Genomic DNA, 15,853 nt, shown 5'->3' with positions numbered 1-15,853 from the left:
CGTCCGGTGGAAACAAAAAAACCAGCATAGCTTCCGTTCATGGGAGATGCAGCATCGGTGACTTTGCGCTCGAAGCGGACTTGCGGCGGTGCGAAACGGCGACTTTCGGATAGGTCGCGTCGGGAGAAGGCCGCTACACAACCGCCAAGACAACCACCGCCAGCAACATCGCCGCCCACACGCGCCACAAGACAGAAACCGCCGCCGAGATGTCGCCGGGCGCCGCCTGCCGCGTGCCGCCTTCGTTCAGGGCCGCGTCAGCGGTCATCTCGCCGCCGTAGGCGCGCGGTCCCGACAGGGACAGGCCGAGGGTTGAGGCCATCGCCGCCTCGGGCCACCCGGCATTGACCGAGCGATGCTTGCCGCCGTCGCGATAAGCGCAGCGCAGAGCGGCGATGCCGTGGGTCAGCGCAATCAAAAGCGCCGTCAGGCGCGCGGGGATGTAATTGAGCACGTCGTCCAGACGGGCGGCGGCCCACCCAAACGCCTCGTGCTCGGGCGTGCGGTGGCCGATCATCGAATCCGCCGTGTTCGTCACTTTATACAGCAACAGCCCCGGCAGCCCGCCCACCAGAAACCAGAACGCCGGCGCAACCACGCCGTCGGACATATTCTCGGCCGCGCTTTCAATCGCGGCGCGGGCCACGGCGGCGGCATCCAAGGGGCCGGTATCGCGCCCCACGATCATCGCCACTTCCCGCTTCCCCTCGCCAAGCGAGCGGCGCAGGCCATCGGCCACGGCCGCCACATGCTGCACCAGAGATTTCTGCGCCAGAAGGGCTGCGGCAATCAGGATTTGCCACAGCCATCCAAGGGGAAGTGCCGCGATCAGCCCACCAAGGGTCAAGGCCCCCAGACCCAGACCAGCCATCACCACCACGCCGTTGCGCCCCTGCGCACCCTTGTTGAAACGCCGGTCACACCAGCCTATCAAACGCCCGATCAGCACGATCGGATGGGTCACACGGGACCAGAGCCAACGGGGCTCTCCCACCAGCGCATCCAGCGCCATTGCGGCCACAAGCAGGGGGGCCGTCGCGATCACAGGGCGGCCTCTAGTCGGGTCCAATCGACCTCGGTTCCCGGCAGGCCGAGGCGAATCCAGTGGTCGGAATAGGGAAAGATGCGGGTCCAGATATGGTGTTTCGCCAAACGCGCCTGCATCGTCGCTGCATCAGGGAGGGCATAGGTGCGGAACAACGTGGTGCCGCCGACAAGCTCTGCCCCTGAGGTCAGCAGCATCCCATCAAGGCGCGCGGCGTCTTTTGCCAGTCGTTCGCGGGTGGCGTCGGCCCAATCGGCGTCCCGCAAGGCCCGAGCACCAATCTCCAACGCCGGGCCAGACACGCACCACGGCCCCATCAGGTCATGCAAGGGCGTGTTGTTTTGCGTGGTCCGAAACGTCTCGGGCAGTGCCATCGCGAACCCCAGCCGCACCCCGGCCAGCCCCCAGAATTTGCCAAAGCTCTTCAGCACCACGACACCCGGTTCCGCCGTGCGGGCGATGTGAGATTGTTCCGGCACGACGTCGCAGAAACTTTCGTCGATCACCGTCAACCGCCGAGGCCCACCCACATCGGGCCACATGCGGCCATCGGGGTTGTTGGGATGCACATAGACATGGACGGGGTTGGCGCTGTTTTGCGGGTCGTTCAGCTGCCCCCGAGCCGCGAAGGCGGCGGCGTGTTCATTGTAGGTCGGGGTTGGAATATAAGCCTCGGCCCCGCGCGCCAGCTCCGGCATATGGGCGATCAAAGGAGAGGCCCCCGCGGCGGCGATAATCTCCACCCCATCGGGCACACGCCAAAATTCCCGCGCGGCCTGCGTAAGCTGCGCCATCGCGCCGTCACCGGGCAAGCGCCCCCAGATCGACGCGGGCAAATCGCCAACGGGATAGGCCACGGGGTTGATCCCCGTGGACAGGTCCAGCCAATCGGCAGGGGCACCGCCGAACGCGGCGGCGGCGGCGTCCAGACCCCCGCCGTGGTCGCGTTTTTTCGACGATGCGCTCATGCGCTCCGTTGAAACGGAAAACTACGCCGCCCGCAATGCCTCTCGACCATGGGGGGCGTGCCAGTCGATCACCGGGTTGATCGGGATGATCCGGTGCGGGTTAATCGTGTCGTGGCTGTAGTGGTAATGGCGCACGATGTGGTCGAAATTCACCTGATCCGCCACGCCCGGCCATTGGTACAGCTCGCGCGTGTAGGCCCAGAGGTTGGGATAATCCACGATCCGCTTGCGGTTGCATTTGAAGTGCAGGTGATAGACCAGATCGAAACGGATCAGCGTGGTGAACAGACGCCAATCGGCCTCGGTAACCCTGTCGCCCGTCAGGTAGCGGTTTTCGGAGAGGATTCCTTCCAGCCAATCCAGCGCATCGAACAGCGTGTGGACGGCCTTGTCATAGGCCTCTTGAGAGGTGGCGAAACCGGATTTGTAGACGCCGTTGTTCACGTCGGAATAGACGCGGGCGTTGATCTCGTCGATCTGGTCGCGCAGGGGTTCAGGGTAGTAATCGTCGGTGTTGCCGGTGATGTCATTGAAGGCGCTGTTGAACATGCGAATGATCTCGGCGGACTCGTTGGACACGATGGTTTCGCGCTCCTTGTCCCAGAGGATCGGCACGGTCACACGGGTCGTCACATCGGGCTGCACCTTGGTGTAGAGGTCGCGGGCAAACGGCAGGCCGTAAAGCGTATCGCCCGTCGCGCCGTCGAAATCGGTGGCAAAGGTCCAGCCTTCCCCCAACATATCGGGATGCACGACCGAGAGGGAGATATGCTGCTCCAGCCCTTTCAACGCCCGAAAGATCAGCGCCCGGTTCGCCCAAGGGCAGGCATGGGAGACATAGAGGTGATAGCGCCCGCTTTCGGCCTTGAAGCCGCCCTCGCCGCTCGGGCCTGCGCTGCCATCGGCCGTGATCCAGTTGCGAAACTGCGCTTCGGATCGTTTGAATGCTCCGCCAGATTTCTTGGTATCGTACCAGGTATCTTGCCACTTTCCGTCTACCAACAGGCCCATCGTTTGCTCCTCCATTTGCTGAGTCGTATCTAGGTCCGCAGGGGCGGTGCGTATAGGTGAAGGCACGCACGGGCGCCTCCGCACCGGCGCACAGGTCAAAGAATCTTCAACTTCTTCTAGAAAATCTCTGCGCCGCAGCGTGCTCTGGCACCCCAAGTCAGTAAGGAGATATTAACGCTACCGCTGCAAAGTCTCCGAATTGCTGGGACAATGTCCGATATACGTCATTGACCTGTCACGAAAGTTTGCCACCTTGCATGGTAAGCACCCCCATTGGGTCAGAGGTTCCTATGTCTGAATACTTACCGAAAGAATTACGTGACCAGCTTGCCGCCGCCCAACGGCAAGGCAAACGCAAACGCGCCACACGGTCCGTTCATGTGGGGGATGAGGCTTTTGCCATCATCGAAATGTCCGACCGTGGCTTCGCCGTCCTGGCAGAGGAGGCACCGCGTTTGCGCGGGCTGATCGACATCTACGATGGCCCTCAGCATCTCTATCAGGCGTTGATCGTTGCCTCATCGGAAGACGGCGACTTGATGCGCTATGACTTCAAGCGCAACACCGCCACCGCCACGACCGCGCCGGTAGATTTCGTCTTGGCAGACACCCGCCCCGCAGGATTGCTGACGCAGACCTAAGCCTAACGCACGATTTTCGCGTGATTTTCTGATTCACGCGAAAATCACCCGCAATTAGCCTTCGCCACGCCCCATTTTTCGCAGAATGTGCGCCGGAACGCGGCTAATTTGCCGTGACACCTACTTTTTTTCCGCGCAAGGGGCCTCTTCGATGATCGAAACACCGTATCTTCTGTTTCTGGGTGACGCGCCCGATGCATTGGCCGCAAAGGTCGCCCAGGGCATCCGTGATTGGCGCCCCGAGAATGTGATCGGCCAGTTCCGCATGGAGGGCTGCAACGCCGATGTAAAAGTCGCCGATATGGACCTTGCCGCCGCCAAGGCATCCGGCGCGAAAACGCTGGTGGTGGGCGTGGCCAACCGGGGCGGCGTGATCTCCAGCTCTTGGAAGCGCGTGCTGATCGAGGCTCTGGCCGAGGGCTTCGATATCGCCTCTGGCCTGCACAACCTGCTTAACGACGAACCCGATCTGGTGGCTGTTGCCAAGGAATACGGGCGCACCCTGCACGATGTGCGCATCCCCTCGGTTGATTACCCGATCGCCAATGGCATCAAACGCACCGGTAAGCGCTGCTTGGCCGTGGGCACCGATTGCTCGGCGGGCAAGATGTATACGTCCCTGGCGATGGACAAGGAAATGAAGGCCCGTGGCCTGAAGTCCAGCTTCCGTGCCACCGGCCAGACCGGCATCCTCGTGACCGGCGATGGCGTCCCGCTGGACGCGGTGATTGCCGACTTCATGGCCGGCGCCGTCGAATGGCTGACCCCCGACAATGACGAGGATCACTGGGACATGATCGAAGGCCAGGGCAGCCTGTTCCACGTCTCTTATTCCGGCGTCACCATGGCGCTGATCCACGGCGGCCAACCCGATGCGCTGATCCTGTCGCACGAGCCGACCCGCACCCATATGCGCGGCCTGCCCGGCTATTCCCTGCCGACGCTGGAGCAGCTGCGCGACACCGCCCTGCCGCTGGCCCGTGTTGCGAACCCCAAGGCCGAGGTTGTGGGCATCTCCGTCAACACCGCCGCTCTGGGGGAAGACGAGGCGCTGCAATGCCTCGCCGATATCGAAAAACGCATGGGCCTGCCCACTGCCGATCCGTTCCGCCAAGGCGCGGGCCGCCTGTGTGACGCGCTGGAAGCCCTGTGATGCAGATCACCCGAGACAGCTTCCGCTTGGCCGAGGTCTTCACCATCTCTCGCGGATCAAGGACCGAGGCTCAGGTGCTGACCGTCACGATCACGCAAGATGGCCATATCGGGCGCGGCGAATGCGTGCCCTATGCCCGCTATGGCGAAACGCTCGACAGCGTCACGGCGCAGCTCGAGGCATCCCATGGCGATGTCTCGGCCCTGCCCGCCGGGGCCGCCCGCAACGCCCTCGATTGTGCCTTGATCGACCTGGCCGCGAAAACCCAAGGCCGCCGCGTCTGGGATCTGCTCAACATCGCGGCCCCCAAACCGGTCACCAGCGCGTTCACCCTGTCGCTCGACACGCCCGACAACATGCGCGCAGCCGCCGCCAAACACGGCCACCGCCCGCTTCTGAAAATCAAACTCGGCACGCCTGATGATATGGCCCGCCTCGAAGCGGTCCGCGCCGGTGCGCCCAAGGCCGCCATCATCGTCGACGCCAACGAAGGCTGGACCGCCGATGTCTACGCCGACCTCGCCCCGCACCTGATCCGGCTTGGGGTGCAGATGGTGGAACAACCCCTGCCCGTGGGCGAAGACGACATGCTGGCCGAAATCGCCCGCCCCCTGCCCGTCTGCGCCGACGAATCCTGCCATGACCGCGCCTCCCTGCCCGGCCTCAAAGGCAAATACGACATGGTCAACATCAAGCTCGACAAGACCGGAGGCCTGACCGAGGCGCTGGCGCTGCGCGATGCCGCCCGCGCCGAGGGCTACACCGTCATGGTCGGTTGCATGGTCGGCTCCAGCCTCGCCATGGCCCCCGCCATGCTGGTCGCCCAGGGCGCCGAGATCGTGGACCTCGACGGCCCCCTCCTCCTGGCCGAAGATCGCACCCCACCGCTGACCTTCGACGGCTCCACCGTCCATCCCCCAGAACCGGCCCTCTGGGGCTGAGCGCTCCTTCATCTTGGCAAATACACCTCCGGGGAGCGCGAGGGGCTGGCCCCTCGCTCCCGTCCCCTCCTCCACCTCACACGAAGTTAAGGTGCGCCGCCGCCCGAAACAGGTCACTCTCCGACACACCAAACCCGGAGCTTCCCAATGCGCCCAATCCTCTTCGTTGCCCTCGCCCTGTTCACAACACCCGCCATGGCCTGTGGCCCTGACACCGATTGCACCGTTCCGGGTGACCGCACCTATCGCTATTACATGCCCGACGGCCCAACCGAGCCAACCGGCGCGTTCTTCCATGCCCATGGCTACCGAGGCTCTGCCAATGGCGCGATGCGCAACGCCTCCCTGCGGGCCGTGGCCGACCGGCTTGGCATGGCCTTCATCGCGCTCAACGCCGATGCCGATGACTGGAACCTTGCCCATCGCCCGCGCAATCCGGACCAGACGCAAGAGGCCGAGACAGACTACGTCCGCGCCGTCATTGCCGATGTCTCCACCCGGATCGACCTCGACGCCACCCGCCTGATCGCCACCGGGTTCAGCGCCGGCGGCATGATGACCTGGACGCTGGCCTGCGAGATGTCCGAAACCTTCGCGGGTTTTGTCCCCTACGCGGGCACATTCTGGTCACCAACGCCGGCCAGTTGCCCCTCTCCCGCGACCACGATCGTCCACATTCACGGCGACGCGGACACCACCGTGCCCCAGGAAGGCCGCACCATTGGCGGCACCTCGCAGGGCAACATCTGGGAGGTGCTGGAGATGTACGGCACCGCGGGCGGTTACGGGCGCCCCGCCGCCATGCAGGCCCCCGAGGGGATGCGGTGCCTTGGCGGTGAAAATGCCAGCAACGACGCCTTGGTCTTTTGCGAATTCGACGGAGGCCATTCCTATTCCACAGCCCGCGTCGAATGGGCCATTGAATGGATTCTCTCTCGGCTCTAGAGGTGAATTGACCATGAAAGGACCCTGCCCATGACCCGAACCGTCTACGTAAACGGCCAGTATCTGCCTGAAGCTGAAGCCTCCATCTCGATCTTTGACCGTGGGTTCCTGTTTGCGGACGGCGTCTATGAGGTCACCAGCGTTCTGGACGGCAAGCTGATCGACTTCGACGGCCACGCCAAACGTCTTCAGCGGTCGCTGGATGAGCTGGAAATGGGCAATCCTACCACGGAAGACGAGCTGCTGGAGATCCACCGTGAACTGGTCCGCCTCAACGATATCGACGAGGGGCTGATCTACCTTCAGGTCACCCGTGGCGCTGCCGACCGTGATTTTGCCTATCCCGAAGACACGGCCCCCACCATCGTGCTGTTCACCCAGAACAAGCCCGGCCTTGCCGATAACCCGATGGCGAAGACCGGCATGAAGATCATCTCGATCGAGGACCAGCGCTGGGGCCGCCGGGACATCAAGACGGTGCAGCTCCTCTACCCCTCCATGGGCAAAATGGCCGCCAAGGCTGCCGGTGCCCATGACGCCTGGATGGTCGAAGACGGCGTCGTGACCGAGGGCACCTCGAACAACGCCTATATCGTGAAAGGCAACACGATCATCACCCGTAACCTTGGCCATGAGATCCTGTCCGGCATCACCCGGACCGCGGTTCTGCGCATGGCGAAAGAAGCCCAGATGAAGGTGGAAGAACGCCCCTTCACGATGGATGAGGCCAAGCAGGCGGACGAGGCATTTGTGACCTCTGCCACCACCTTCGTCATGCCCGTCATCGAGATTGACGGAGAGAGTGTCGGCACCGGCACCCCCGGCAGTATCACGGCCCGGCTGCGCGAAATCTACATCGACGAGATGCGCAAAGCGGCGGTCTGATTTCCCCACGGGCGCCTGACGAATCACGTGCCCGTGCCCCATTCCCACCCCAAGAACCTGTCCTTTTCGACAGTGGTGCTCGGTTCGTTAACCTTTTATTAACCTTTTACGGTCGCGGCGCCCTGAGTACTGGCAGCCGCCACCCTGGGCAGGGCGTTGTGTACGTTGGCGACCTGCCTGTTTTCGCTCGTTCAGCGACGTTCCCAAAGCCTTACCGCCCCGCCTTAGGAGTGGACCCACCTTAGTCGTTTAACGAGTATCCTTTGGGGGGGGTGTGGTACCGTATGTGGCTTACCTTCTGCACGCCGGTGGGGGCGTGCAGAAGTTCCGGGGGCTGTTTCTGGCGATTGCCGTTCCGACCCTGTGGCAGCCTTAGCTTTGTCTTTGTTATGTCGCCTTCAAACTGTCGTCGTAGGCGACCAGTTCTACCGTGTTCCCTTCCGGGTCTTCGGTGAAGATACCGCGCCATCCAACCCAGCCGAAATGCTCGACCCTATAGGGTTGCCCCAAGGTGCTGTACCATTCCATCACCGCGTCTTGCTCGGCGTAGGGCACGGTCAGTGCGATGTGATGCAGGGATGACTTGGCCCCGGTCCGCGGCGCTTGGCTTTGGTCTTTGTCGTTATCAAACAGAGCCAATATCTGTGTATGGCCGCCAAACCCTTCGGCGATCTTGAAGAAAACGATGTTCGGCGCGGCGTTGCCCGTCATGCGCTCCAGCCCCAAGACATCGCCATAAAACGCGGTCATCCGCGCAAGGTCGTCGCAGCGAATGGCGATCTCCCCTAGGGCGCGGATGCGGAAGGGCGGTGTCATGGGGTCACGGTAGGCAGGACGGCGGGCGCTGGCAAGAACGCGCCCGTCGCTAGCCGAAGTCCCCATGGGCAAACCACCCGCCCGATTGGCCGCCCCCATGGGCGAAATACAGCCACAGCCTTGCGCCATCTTGGGTTGTGACGCGCCAGTAATCCCGCACCCCGGTGCGCCACTGCCGTTCATCCAGCCACCACTCCGGGGCGATTCTTTCTGGGCCTTGGGCGCTGTGGGTCGTGAAATCACGCCCCCGCCAGCGAAACCCCGAGGGCACGTCGGGCGATGCCGGGGCGGTGACAGGTTCGGGCGGGAACAGGGTAAGCGGGCGGGGCCGTGTGGGGGCGGGCCAGGTGCCGGGGGCCTCGGCCTCGGACCATGCGGCGGCGAGGGGAACCGAGGTCTTCTCGGGGATATGGCTATCGGCGGGACGGGCACGGCGGATCGCCTCCAACCCCACCCGTGCCCCAAGCCGAGCGAGCTGGTCGGCCATGTCCTGGTCCAGCGTCCGGGGGGCCGCGCTTTCCTGGGCCACGGCCCATCCGCCCTTATGTTCGGTCGCGTGCAGCGGTTCGGTCACATGGGCGATCACCCGCAAGCGGTCGATGCCAAAGCCTGCGTCCACGTCCCCCAGCTTCATCTCGAACAGGGGTTTCAGCTTGTCCGGCTGGTCCGCCGCCCGCGCAAGGCCGATGTCGATGGTTTGGGTGTCCCCCTCTACCCGGCTGAGTTCCAGCCGGACCCGCCGGGCGCCCCGGCCCTTGGCGCGGAGCTTCTCGCACAGGGGCGGCAGAAGCCTGTCCAGGCCAGCGGCGATATCCGCCTCCAGGCCAATCGGGTCCGGCAAGCTGAGGCGCACCGCAAAATGCAACGGCGCCCCGGCAGGCGAGATCGGCTCTGGCATCGTCCCAAGCGCCTGATCCATCCGCCGGATCAAGCCCTGCCCAAAACGGCGCGTCAGGCTGGCACGGGGCAACGCCAGCACATCGCCGATCTGCCGCAGGCCCAACCGCGCCAGCCCCGCCGTGGTGGCGGCATCCACCCGCAACGCGGCAATCGGCAGAGGCGCCAAGGCCTGCCGCGTGGCCCCCGGCTTGGCGATCCGTTGCACCGGGCCACCCGCCAGTTGCGTGGCAGGCGCAGGGCCGCCCTTCACCCAATGCCGCTTGCTGGCGCGTGACCGCGTGGCGCGGGCTTCTTGATCAATCGCGTCGCCGTTGCGCCCCTGCACAAGGCCCTGTCCGCCGCCCTGTCCGCCGCCCTGCCCGCCGCCGTATCGCGCCAAGGCCCAAGCCGCCCCGGCCGTATCGGCGATCCCGGCGCAGACGGTAAGGCCAAGGTCCCCGCAATCTTCCTGCACTTGGCGAAACAACGGCTCTTCCCCGCCAAACAGATGTGCGCAACCGGTAAGGTCCACCAAAAGGCTTTCGCGGCCCTCTTCTGACACCCAGGGGCTGAACTTTCCCGCCCACCGTCGCAGCGCCATCAAAAGCGCCGCCTCACGTCCCAGATCTTCGGGGCGGGTTACCAGATCGGGGCACAGCACCATGGCCTCGCTCAGGGATTGCCCCCTTGCCAACCCTTCCCGCTCCGCCGCCACGCTGGTCGCGGCCAATTGCCTGAGATTGCCCGTCTCGCTCACCGTGACCAGGGGCATTTCGGCCAGGCCCGGCTCTCCCCTCAGCACCCGCTCCACCCCCAAACGCGGGAACCATAGCGAGAGGATGCGCCGCCGGTTGGCAACGTTATGGCGAGGGGGTGTGGACATGAGCGGCAGCAATTGTTCCTGATTTGTTCTCAAATTAGACTGCCGCCGTTTCGGAGTCGAGTCCCCCATTACAGCCCCGAGGACGCACTTTGTGCGGAGGAGGAAGCGCGGGCGACGGGCGAAGCCCGGCGCAATCCCTAGCCGCGCCGCAAACGCTCCAACAACCGCAGGGAGGCATAGCCATCGGGTGTCACGCCCACAGCTTCCTGGTAGCTGCGCACCGCTGCAATGGTGATCGGCCCAACGATTCCGTCGATATCCTCGTGATAATGCCCCGCCGCCAAGAGCAGGCGCTGCAACTCTTCCCTCTCGGCAAAGGTCAACGCCCGGTCGCCACGGGGCCATCCGGCCTGAAACCCGCGCCCGCCCTCAATCCGATCGCTGAGGTGGCCGATGGCGATCACATAGGCATCGGCGGGGTTATAGCGTTCAATCACCCGGAAGTTGCTGAACACCACCAGGGCCACGCCCTCTGCCCCGCCGGGCAACAGGATCGACGCAGGCCCGTGGTCGGGGATCGGGTCACCGTTGATCTGGCGCACCCCAAGATTGTTCCAGAATGCGGCGCTGATACGCTCCTGCTCTCCGGCAAGGCGGTAGTCGAATCCATCGGGCAGGCGCACTTCCATGCCCCAAGGCTGGCCATAGACCCACCCGTGTTCCGCCAGATAATGCGCCGTAGAGGCCAGCGCATCGACGGGATTATCGCTCCAGATATTGCGGCGACCATCACCGTCGAAATCCTGGGCAAACTCCAGGTAGCTGGTCGGCATGAACTGCGTGTGGCCCATCGCTCCGGCCCATGATCCGGTCATGTTGCGGGCCTGCGTGTCGCCCGCCTCGATGATCTGCAAAGCCGCGATCAGCTGCGCCTCAAAGAAGTCCTGCCGCCGTCCGTCATAGGCAAGCGAGGCCATCGCCTCTACGATCCCTACGCTGCCGCGGGACGCCCCATAGGCGCTTTCCAAGCCCCAGACGGCGACCACAACTTCGGCCTCCACCTGAAACTGTTCCTCGATCCGTGACAACGTCGTGCGCCATTCAGCGCGCGCCTCTTGCCCGTTGCGAATGCGGGTCGCGGAAACAGCCGAGTCGAGATATTCCCAAAGGGTCCGAGAGAATTCGGCCTGATTGCGATCCCGTTCCAACACCCGCGTGTTCAGCTGCAATCCATCGAAGGCTTGCTCGAACGTCGCCGCGCTGATGCCCGCCGCCAGCGCCCTTTCCCTGAACGCTGCAATCCAAGCTCGGAACGCCGGATCATTGGCCCGGATCGGGCGTTGCGCCGCTTCTTCCGCCTCGGCCGAGGCCCGCAGAACGGCGGCACGGGCGGCGAATTCAACCGGCACATCACCCCGCGCCACGGGCAAGGGCGACGCCAATATCGCCAGTGCACTTTCGCCTTCGGGCGAGCGGGTGCCTAGGGTTTGGGCGGTCTCTGTTTCGCCAAGGGCGGGCAGAACTTCGACAGTTACCGCGTCGGGCGCACCCTGGGACGCCTCTTCAATCGCCTCTTCGGCGATGACCTCGATCAACACGCCTCGACGCTCCGGCACCGCAACCTCCGGCGCGGCGACCTCCACCGCCGAAGCCAGCCCCTGCACAGGACCCAAAACGGGCCCCAAAACAGGCCGAGGCATGGGCAACGGCGAAATCGCCGGCGGCGCCGCCATTGCGGGCAGCGTTGAGGCCAGGAAGGCAACAAGGGATGCATATTTAAGAGCAAACATAGGCAGGGCTCGACTATCCACGACAGCGCAACAATATAGGGGCTTCACGGCAAACTTACAGGAAAACCGCGAACAATGCAGGGGTGATGGGCGGCGTTTTGCCGGTCACCCTTGCCCCAATCTGGTTAACATACCGTTAGCGTCAGTCCTTTGTGCGGGTCCGAGCGGTCTTTTTGCGCAGTTTCGCCTTCCGCCCCTTGGACGCGCCCACCTTGCGCCGCGCGGGGGGCTTGCCCCGCCCCCGTCCGCCGCCCCGACCTGCGCCTTTGGCGGGCGCTTTGCCGTCATGTTCAAGCAATTCGAGGATCAGCCCCCCCGTGACTGGCACGGCTTCGGCCAGCTTCACCAAGACCCGGTCACCGATGGAAATCATCGTGCCCGTATCCGCGCCCATCAGGGTTTGCGCCTCGGCATCGTAGTGGAAATACTCACGCCCCAGCGACCGCATTGGCAACAGGCCATCGGCCCCGGTCTCATCCAGTTTCACGAACACACCGAACTTGGCGATGCCGGAAATGCGCCCACCAAACTCGGCCCCGACACGGTCCGAGAGGAAGGCCGCAAGGTAGCGGTCCGAGGTGTCACGCTCTGCCACCATCGACCGCCGCTCGGTGCCCGAAATCAGCTTTGCCGTGTCTTCCAGACGCTCAATCTCCTCCGCGGACAGCCCGTCCTTGCCCCAGCCATGGGCGCTGACCAAAGCGCGATGCACGATCAAATCCGCATAGCGCCGGATCGGAGAGGTGAAATGCGCATAGCTTTTCAGGGCGAGGCCGAAGTGCCCGAAGTTCTCGGGGTTGTAGTAGGCCTGTTGCATCGACCGCAGGGTCGAGATCGAGATCAGCTCGGACGTATCCTCGCCCGCTGCGCGCAACAGGTCATTGAGGTGCCGCGTTTGCAGAACCTGCCCCTTGGCGAGCGTCAGCCCGGCGCTGTCGGCCACTTCGCGCAGGGCTTCCAGTTTCTCGGGCGAGGGTTCTTCATGGACCCGGAAAAGCAACGGCGTGCGCTTGGCGATCAGGGTTTCTGCAGCGGCGACATTGGCCAGAACCATGAATTCTTCGATCAGCTTGTGGGCGTCGAGGCGGTCCTTGAAGGCCACGGAGGAGACCTTGCCATTGTCGTCCAGTTCAATCCGCCGCTCCGGCAGATCCAGTTCCAGCGGCTGCCGCTTGGCACGGGCGATTTTCAGCGCGTCATAGGCTGCGAAGAGAGGGCGGATCACGCCTTTAACGAGGGGCTCGGCCCGCGCCGACGGCGTGCCATCCTGGGCGGCCTGAGCCTCCTCATAGCTGAGCGACGCATGGGATTTCATCAGGCCCCGGTGGAACGTATGGCCGATCTTTTGCCCCTTGGCGTCGATCACCATCCGCACGGCAATCACCGCCCGTGGCACCCCTTCATGGAGAGAGCAAAGATCCCCCGAGAGCCGATCGGGCAGCATCGGCACCACGCGGTCCGGGAAATAGGTGGAGTTGCCACGCTTGCGCGCCTCGCGGTCCAGGGCTGAGTCCGGCGTGACGTAATGGGCCACATCGGCGATCGCGACCCAGATGATATGGCCACCCTTGTTCTTGGGGTCATCATCGGCCTGGGCATAGCAGGCATCATCGTGGTCCCGCGCATCGGCGGGGTCGATGGTCACCAATGGCACGTCACGCAGGTCTTCGCGGCCTTTCAGCCCGGCGGGTTTCGCGGCATCGGCCTGCGCCATCACGGCGTCGGGGAAGCTGTCGGGGATGCCGTGTTCATGGATCGCGATCAGCGACACCGCGCGGGCTTCGCCGGGATCGCCGACGCGCAAGGTGATCCGCGCCCGGGGCGCCCCCATCCGCGCCTTTGGCCCGGCAAGCTCGCCTTCGACCAACTCTCCATCCTTGGCACCGTGGGTATCGCCGGCGCGCACCTGCCATTCCTTGTCGGACCCCTTGGAGATCGGAGAGATCACGCCCCCCTCGTCGCGTTTGCGGAAGATACCAAGGATCTTGCGGGGGTTGGTGCCGATCTTGCGGATCAGCCGGGCGGTGTAGTGATGGTCGTCGCCTTCAGCCTCGAACAATTTCGCCAGAATGCGGTCGCCCTGCCCCACGGCAGGGTCGGCGGTACGGGGTTTATAGAGCACACGCGGCTCGGCCCCTTCACCGTGCCATTCCAGAGGCCGCGCAAAGAGGTCACCGTTATCGTCGGGCGCTTGCACGGAAAGGATCGTGACAGGAGGCAGTTTTTCCGGGTCACGGTAGGTGCGCCCGGTTTTTTCCAGATGCCCTTCGGCCTGGAGTTCCTTGAGGATCCGTTTCAGGTCAATCCGAGCCGCCCCCTTGATGCCAAAGGCTTTGGCAATGTCACGCTTGGAGCGTTTGCCGGGGTTGTCGGTGATCCATTTCAGGATTTGGTCTTTGGAGGGGATGTTGCTCATGCGGTCTCAGGTAGCACGAGCGCGGGGGGGCGTCATGGGCCTAAATCGAGCGGCGGTGGGGAGTGGAGCGTTGGATTGAGTTGTATGGGCCAAGATGAAGGGGGAGCGGCGGGGATGAAGAGCGGCCGGTCGATGACTTGGCGGGCGGGGGTTGTGGGGAGCCTTTGGTGGGGCCTGACCGGGGGGTATCGGCGAGGAGCGCGCGCACCGGGACGGGGGGGCGATGGGGGGAGCGGGCGCCCTGCGCGGGTGCACAGGGCGGCGGCACTAGTCGGCGAAGTAGTCGGTAAGGACACGGGTGTAGACCCGTTTGAGGGCCTCTATATCGCTGATGCGGACGCGTTCATCCACCTGGTGCATCCGGTGGCCGACGAGGCCGAATTCGACCACGGGGCAGTGGTTTTTCACGAAGCGAGCGTCCGAGGTGCCACCGGTGGTGGAGAGGGTCGGGGTGCGGCCGGTTTCGGCCTCGACCGCCTTGCCCACGAGGGTGGAGAGGTCACCGGGAGGGGTGAGGAAGGATTCGCCGCTGAGCTTGGTGGTCATGGTGATCTGGGTGCCGGTTTCCTCGGCGACGCGGTCGGCCTCAGAGCGGAGCCATTCGGTGAGGCTGGCGCCGGTATGGGTATCGTTGAAGCGCAGGTTCACGGTCATTTTGGTGCGGGCGGGGATCACGTTGTTGGCGGGGTTGCCGGTGTCGATGGTGGTGATCGCGCAGGTGGAGGCATCGAAGTGGTCGGTGCCCTCGTCCAGCACATGGGTCGAGAGGCGGTGGCCCAGGAGCGCCACGGCGGGCAGAGGGTTGATGACCTTGTGCAGGTAGGCGGAGTGGCCTTGCTTGCCGATGACCTCGAAGAAGGCGGTCAGGGCACCCCGGCGGCCGATTTTCATCATGTCGCCCATTTCCTCGGGGCAGGTCGGCTCGCCCACGATGCAGACGTCGATGCGCTCGCCGACCTCCTCCATCCAATCCAGAAGGGCGATGGTGCCGTCGGTAGATTCGCCCTCCTCATCGCCGGTGATCGCCAGAACGATCGCCCCGTCGGGAGGCGTTTCACGCACGAAATCAATCGCGGCGGCGGCGAAAGCGGCCACACCGGATTTCATATCGGTGGCGCCGCGCCCATACATCCATTCTCCGTCCACTTCCGCGCCGAACGGGGGGAAGCGCCATGCTGCCTCATCGCCGACGGGAACCACATCGGTATGGCCGTTGAAGCCAAACGCCTTGCCGTTGCCGCGCGTGCCCCAGCGGGCATAGAGGTTGGCGATGCCGTTGCGATCGACCCGGGTGCAGGTGAAGCCTGCCTCGGACAACAGCCGTTCCAGCAGGACCAGAGCGCCGCCTTCCAAGGGCGTCACAGAGTTGCAGCGGATCAGATCAGCCGTCAGTGCGACAGGATCAACGGGGGCCAATGCGGCGGCTTGTGACATGGAAACCTCGGGATACAGGATGTTGTGTTACCATCCTATCGGCGTGGCCAATGGACCACAATGCGGCGGGATGATGGCCTAAGTACGTAGTTTTCTGGAGCAATTC

13 protein-coding genes are annotated in these 15,853 nt (G+C 64.2%); 5 read left to right on the top strand and 8 right to left on the bottom strand.

The features are described 5' to 3' along the window. Positions 1-133: 133 nt before the first annotated feature. The 3 genes from cbiB to AADW23_RS04465 are packed head-to-tail and all read right to left on the bottom strand — an operon-like array spanning position 134 to position 3,024. Positions 134-1,045: an adenosylcobinamide-phosphate synthase CbiB gene (gene cbiB / locus AADW23_RS04475; RefSeq protein WP_341863329.1), complete on the bottom strand. Its 912-nt coding sequence runs from the start codon at positions 1,043-1,045 to the stop codon at positions 134-136. After that, positions 1,042-2,013, bottom strand: a complete 972-nt coding sequence (locus AADW23_RS04470; RefSeq protein ID WP_341863328.1) for a threonine-phosphate decarboxylase — start codon at positions 2,011-2,013, stop codon at positions 1,042-1,044. The genes cbiB and AADW23_RS04470 overlap by 4 nt, the downstream gene beginning before the upstream one ends. A gap of 21 nt (positions 2,014-2,034) precedes the next feature. Continuing rightward, the gene (locus AADW23_RS04465; RefSeq protein WP_341863327.1) at positions 2,035-3,024 is read right to left on the bottom strand and encodes a glutathione S-transferase family protein; all 990 of its coding nucleotides are present in this window, start codon (positions 3,022-3,024) and stop codon (positions 2,035-2,037) included. 290 nt (positions 3,025-3,314) lie between these two features. Here AADW23_RS04465 and AADW23_RS04460 point away from each other — a divergent pair, with 290 nt between their 5' ends. The 5 genes from AADW23_RS04460 to AADW23_RS04440 all read left to right on the top strand — a co-directional run bounded on the left by AADW23_RS04460 (position 3,315) and on the right by AADW23_RS04440 (position 7,589). Then, positions 3,315-3,665: a hypothetical protein gene (locus AADW23_RS04460; RefSeq protein ID WP_341863326.1), complete on the top strand. Its 351-nt coding sequence runs from the start codon at positions 3,315-3,317 to the stop codon at positions 3,663-3,665. A gap of 151 nt (positions 3,666-3,816) precedes the next feature. Then, the gene (dgcN, locus tag AADW23_RS04455; RefSeq protein WP_341863325.1) at positions 3,817-4,818 is read left to right on the top strand and encodes an N-acetyltransferase DgcN; all 1,002 of its coding nucleotides are present in this window, start codon (positions 3,817-3,819) and stop codon (positions 4,816-4,818) included. Next, positions 4,815-5,759 carry an N-acetyl-D-Glu racemase DgcA gene (gene dgcA / locus AADW23_RS04450; protein ID WP_341863324.1) on the top strand — a complete coding sequence of 315 codons (945 nt, stop codon included), beginning with the start codon at positions 4,815-4,817 and terminating at the stop codon, positions 5,757-5,759. The genes dgcN and dgcA overlap by 4 nt, the downstream gene beginning before the upstream one ends. A 147-nt stretch (positions 5,760-5,906) precedes the next feature. Next, entirely contained in the window at positions 5,907-6,704 is a 798-nt protein-coding gene (locus tag AADW23_RS04445) for a dienelactone hydrolase family protein (protein ID WP_341863323.1), read from the top strand. A 30-nt stretch (positions 6,705-6,734) separates the two neighbouring features. Beyond that, a complete protein-coding gene (locus AADW23_RS04440) occupies positions 6,735-7,589 on the top strand; it encodes a D-amino-acid transaminase (RefSeq protein WP_341863322.1) in 855 nt (284 codons plus the stop codon). A 387-nt stretch (positions 7,590-7,976) separates the two neighbouring features. Here the strand turns inward: AADW23_RS04440 and AADW23_RS04435 are convergent, their stop codons facing one another. The 5 genes from AADW23_RS04435 to dapE form a co-directional block, all read right to left on the bottom strand. Further along, on the bottom strand, positions 7,977-8,471 hold the full coding sequence (locus AADW23_RS04435) for a VOC family protein (RefSeq protein WP_341863321.1): 495 nt from the start codon (positions 8,469-8,471) through the stop codon (positions 7,977-7,979). Next, a complete protein-coding gene (locus AADW23_RS04430; protein WP_341863320.1) occupies positions 8,455-10,167 on the bottom strand; it encodes a DUF6504 family protein in 1,713 nt (570 codons plus the stop codon). The genes AADW23_RS04435 and AADW23_RS04430 overlap by 17 nt, the downstream gene beginning before the upstream one ends. A gap of 137 nt (positions 10,168-10,304) precedes the next feature. Further along, on the bottom strand, positions 10,305-11,897 hold the full coding sequence (locus AADW23_RS04425; protein ID WP_341863319.1) for a lytic murein transglycosylase: 1,593 nt from the start codon (positions 11,895-11,897) through the stop codon (positions 10,305-10,307). 142 nt (positions 11,898-12,039) lie between these two features. Then, a complete protein-coding gene (gene rnr, locus AADW23_RS04420) occupies positions 12,040-14,313 on the bottom strand; it encodes a ribonuclease R (protein WP_341863318.1) in 2,274 nt (757 codons plus the stop codon). 267 nt (positions 14,314-14,580) lie between these two features. Further along, positions 14,581-15,747 carry a succinyl-diaminopimelate desuccinylase gene (dapE, locus tag AADW23_RS04415; protein ID WP_341863317.1) on the bottom strand — a complete coding sequence of 389 codons (1,167 nt, stop codon included), beginning with the start codon at positions 15,745-15,747 and terminating at the stop codon, positions 14,581-14,583. Positions 15,748-15,853: the final 106 nt, after the last annotated feature.

The sequence above is a fragment of the Gymnodinialimonas sp. 57CJ19 genome, from assembly GCF_038396845.1.
GTDB lineage: Bacteria > Pseudomonadota > Alphaproteobacteria > Rhodobacterales > Rhodobacteraceae > Gymnodinialimonas.
This window is presented reverse-complemented; position numbering and strand designations above follow the sequence as displayed.

What these genes read in the sequence shown, in the direction of transcription:
- AADW23_RS04470 (WP_341863328.1), bottom strand. Translation starts at nt 2,013, where the DNA reads ATGAGCGCATCGTCGAAAAAACGCGACCACGGCGGGGGTCTGGACGCC.
- AADW23_RS04465 (WP_341863327.1), bottom strand. Translation starts at nt 3,024, where the DNA reads ATGGGCCTGTTGGTAGACGGAAAGTGGCAAGATACCTGGTACGATACC.
- AADW23_RS04460 (WP_341863326.1), top strand. Translation starts at nt 3,315, where the DNA reads ATGTCTGAATACTTACCGAAAGAATTACGTGACCAGCTTGCCGCCGCC.
- dgcN (WP_341863325.1), top strand. Translation starts at nt 3,817, where the DNA reads ATGATCGAAACACCGTATCTTCTGTTTCTGGGTGACGCGCCCGATGCA.
- AADW23_RS04445 (WP_341863323.1), top strand. Translation starts at nt 5,907, where the DNA reads ATGCGCCCAATCCTCTTCGTTGCCCTCGCCCTGTTCACAACACCCGCC.
- AADW23_RS04440 (WP_341863322.1), top strand. Translation starts at nt 6,735, where the DNA reads ATGACCCGAACCGTCTACGTAAACGGCCAGTATCTGCCTGAAGCTGAA.
- AADW23_RS04435 (WP_341863321.1), bottom strand. Translation starts at nt 8,471, where the DNA reads ATGGGGACTTCGGCTAGCGACGGGCGCGTTCTTGCCAGCGCCCGCCGT.
- AADW23_RS04430 (WP_341863320.1), bottom strand. Translation starts at nt 10,167, where the DNA reads ATGTCCACACCCCCTCGCCATAACGTTGCCAACCGGCGGCGCATCCTC.
- AADW23_RS04425 (WP_341863319.1), bottom strand. Translation starts at nt 11,897, where the DNA reads ATGTTTGCTCTTAAATATGCATCCCTTGTTGCCTTCCTGGCCTCAACG.
- rnr (WP_341863318.1), bottom strand. Translation starts at nt 14,313, where the DNA reads ATGAGCAACATCCCCTCCAAAGACCAAATCCTGAAATGGATCACCGAC.
- dapE (WP_341863317.1), bottom strand. Translation starts at nt 15,747, where the DNA reads ATGTCACAAGCCGCCGCATTGGCCCCCGTTGATCCTGTCGCACTGACG.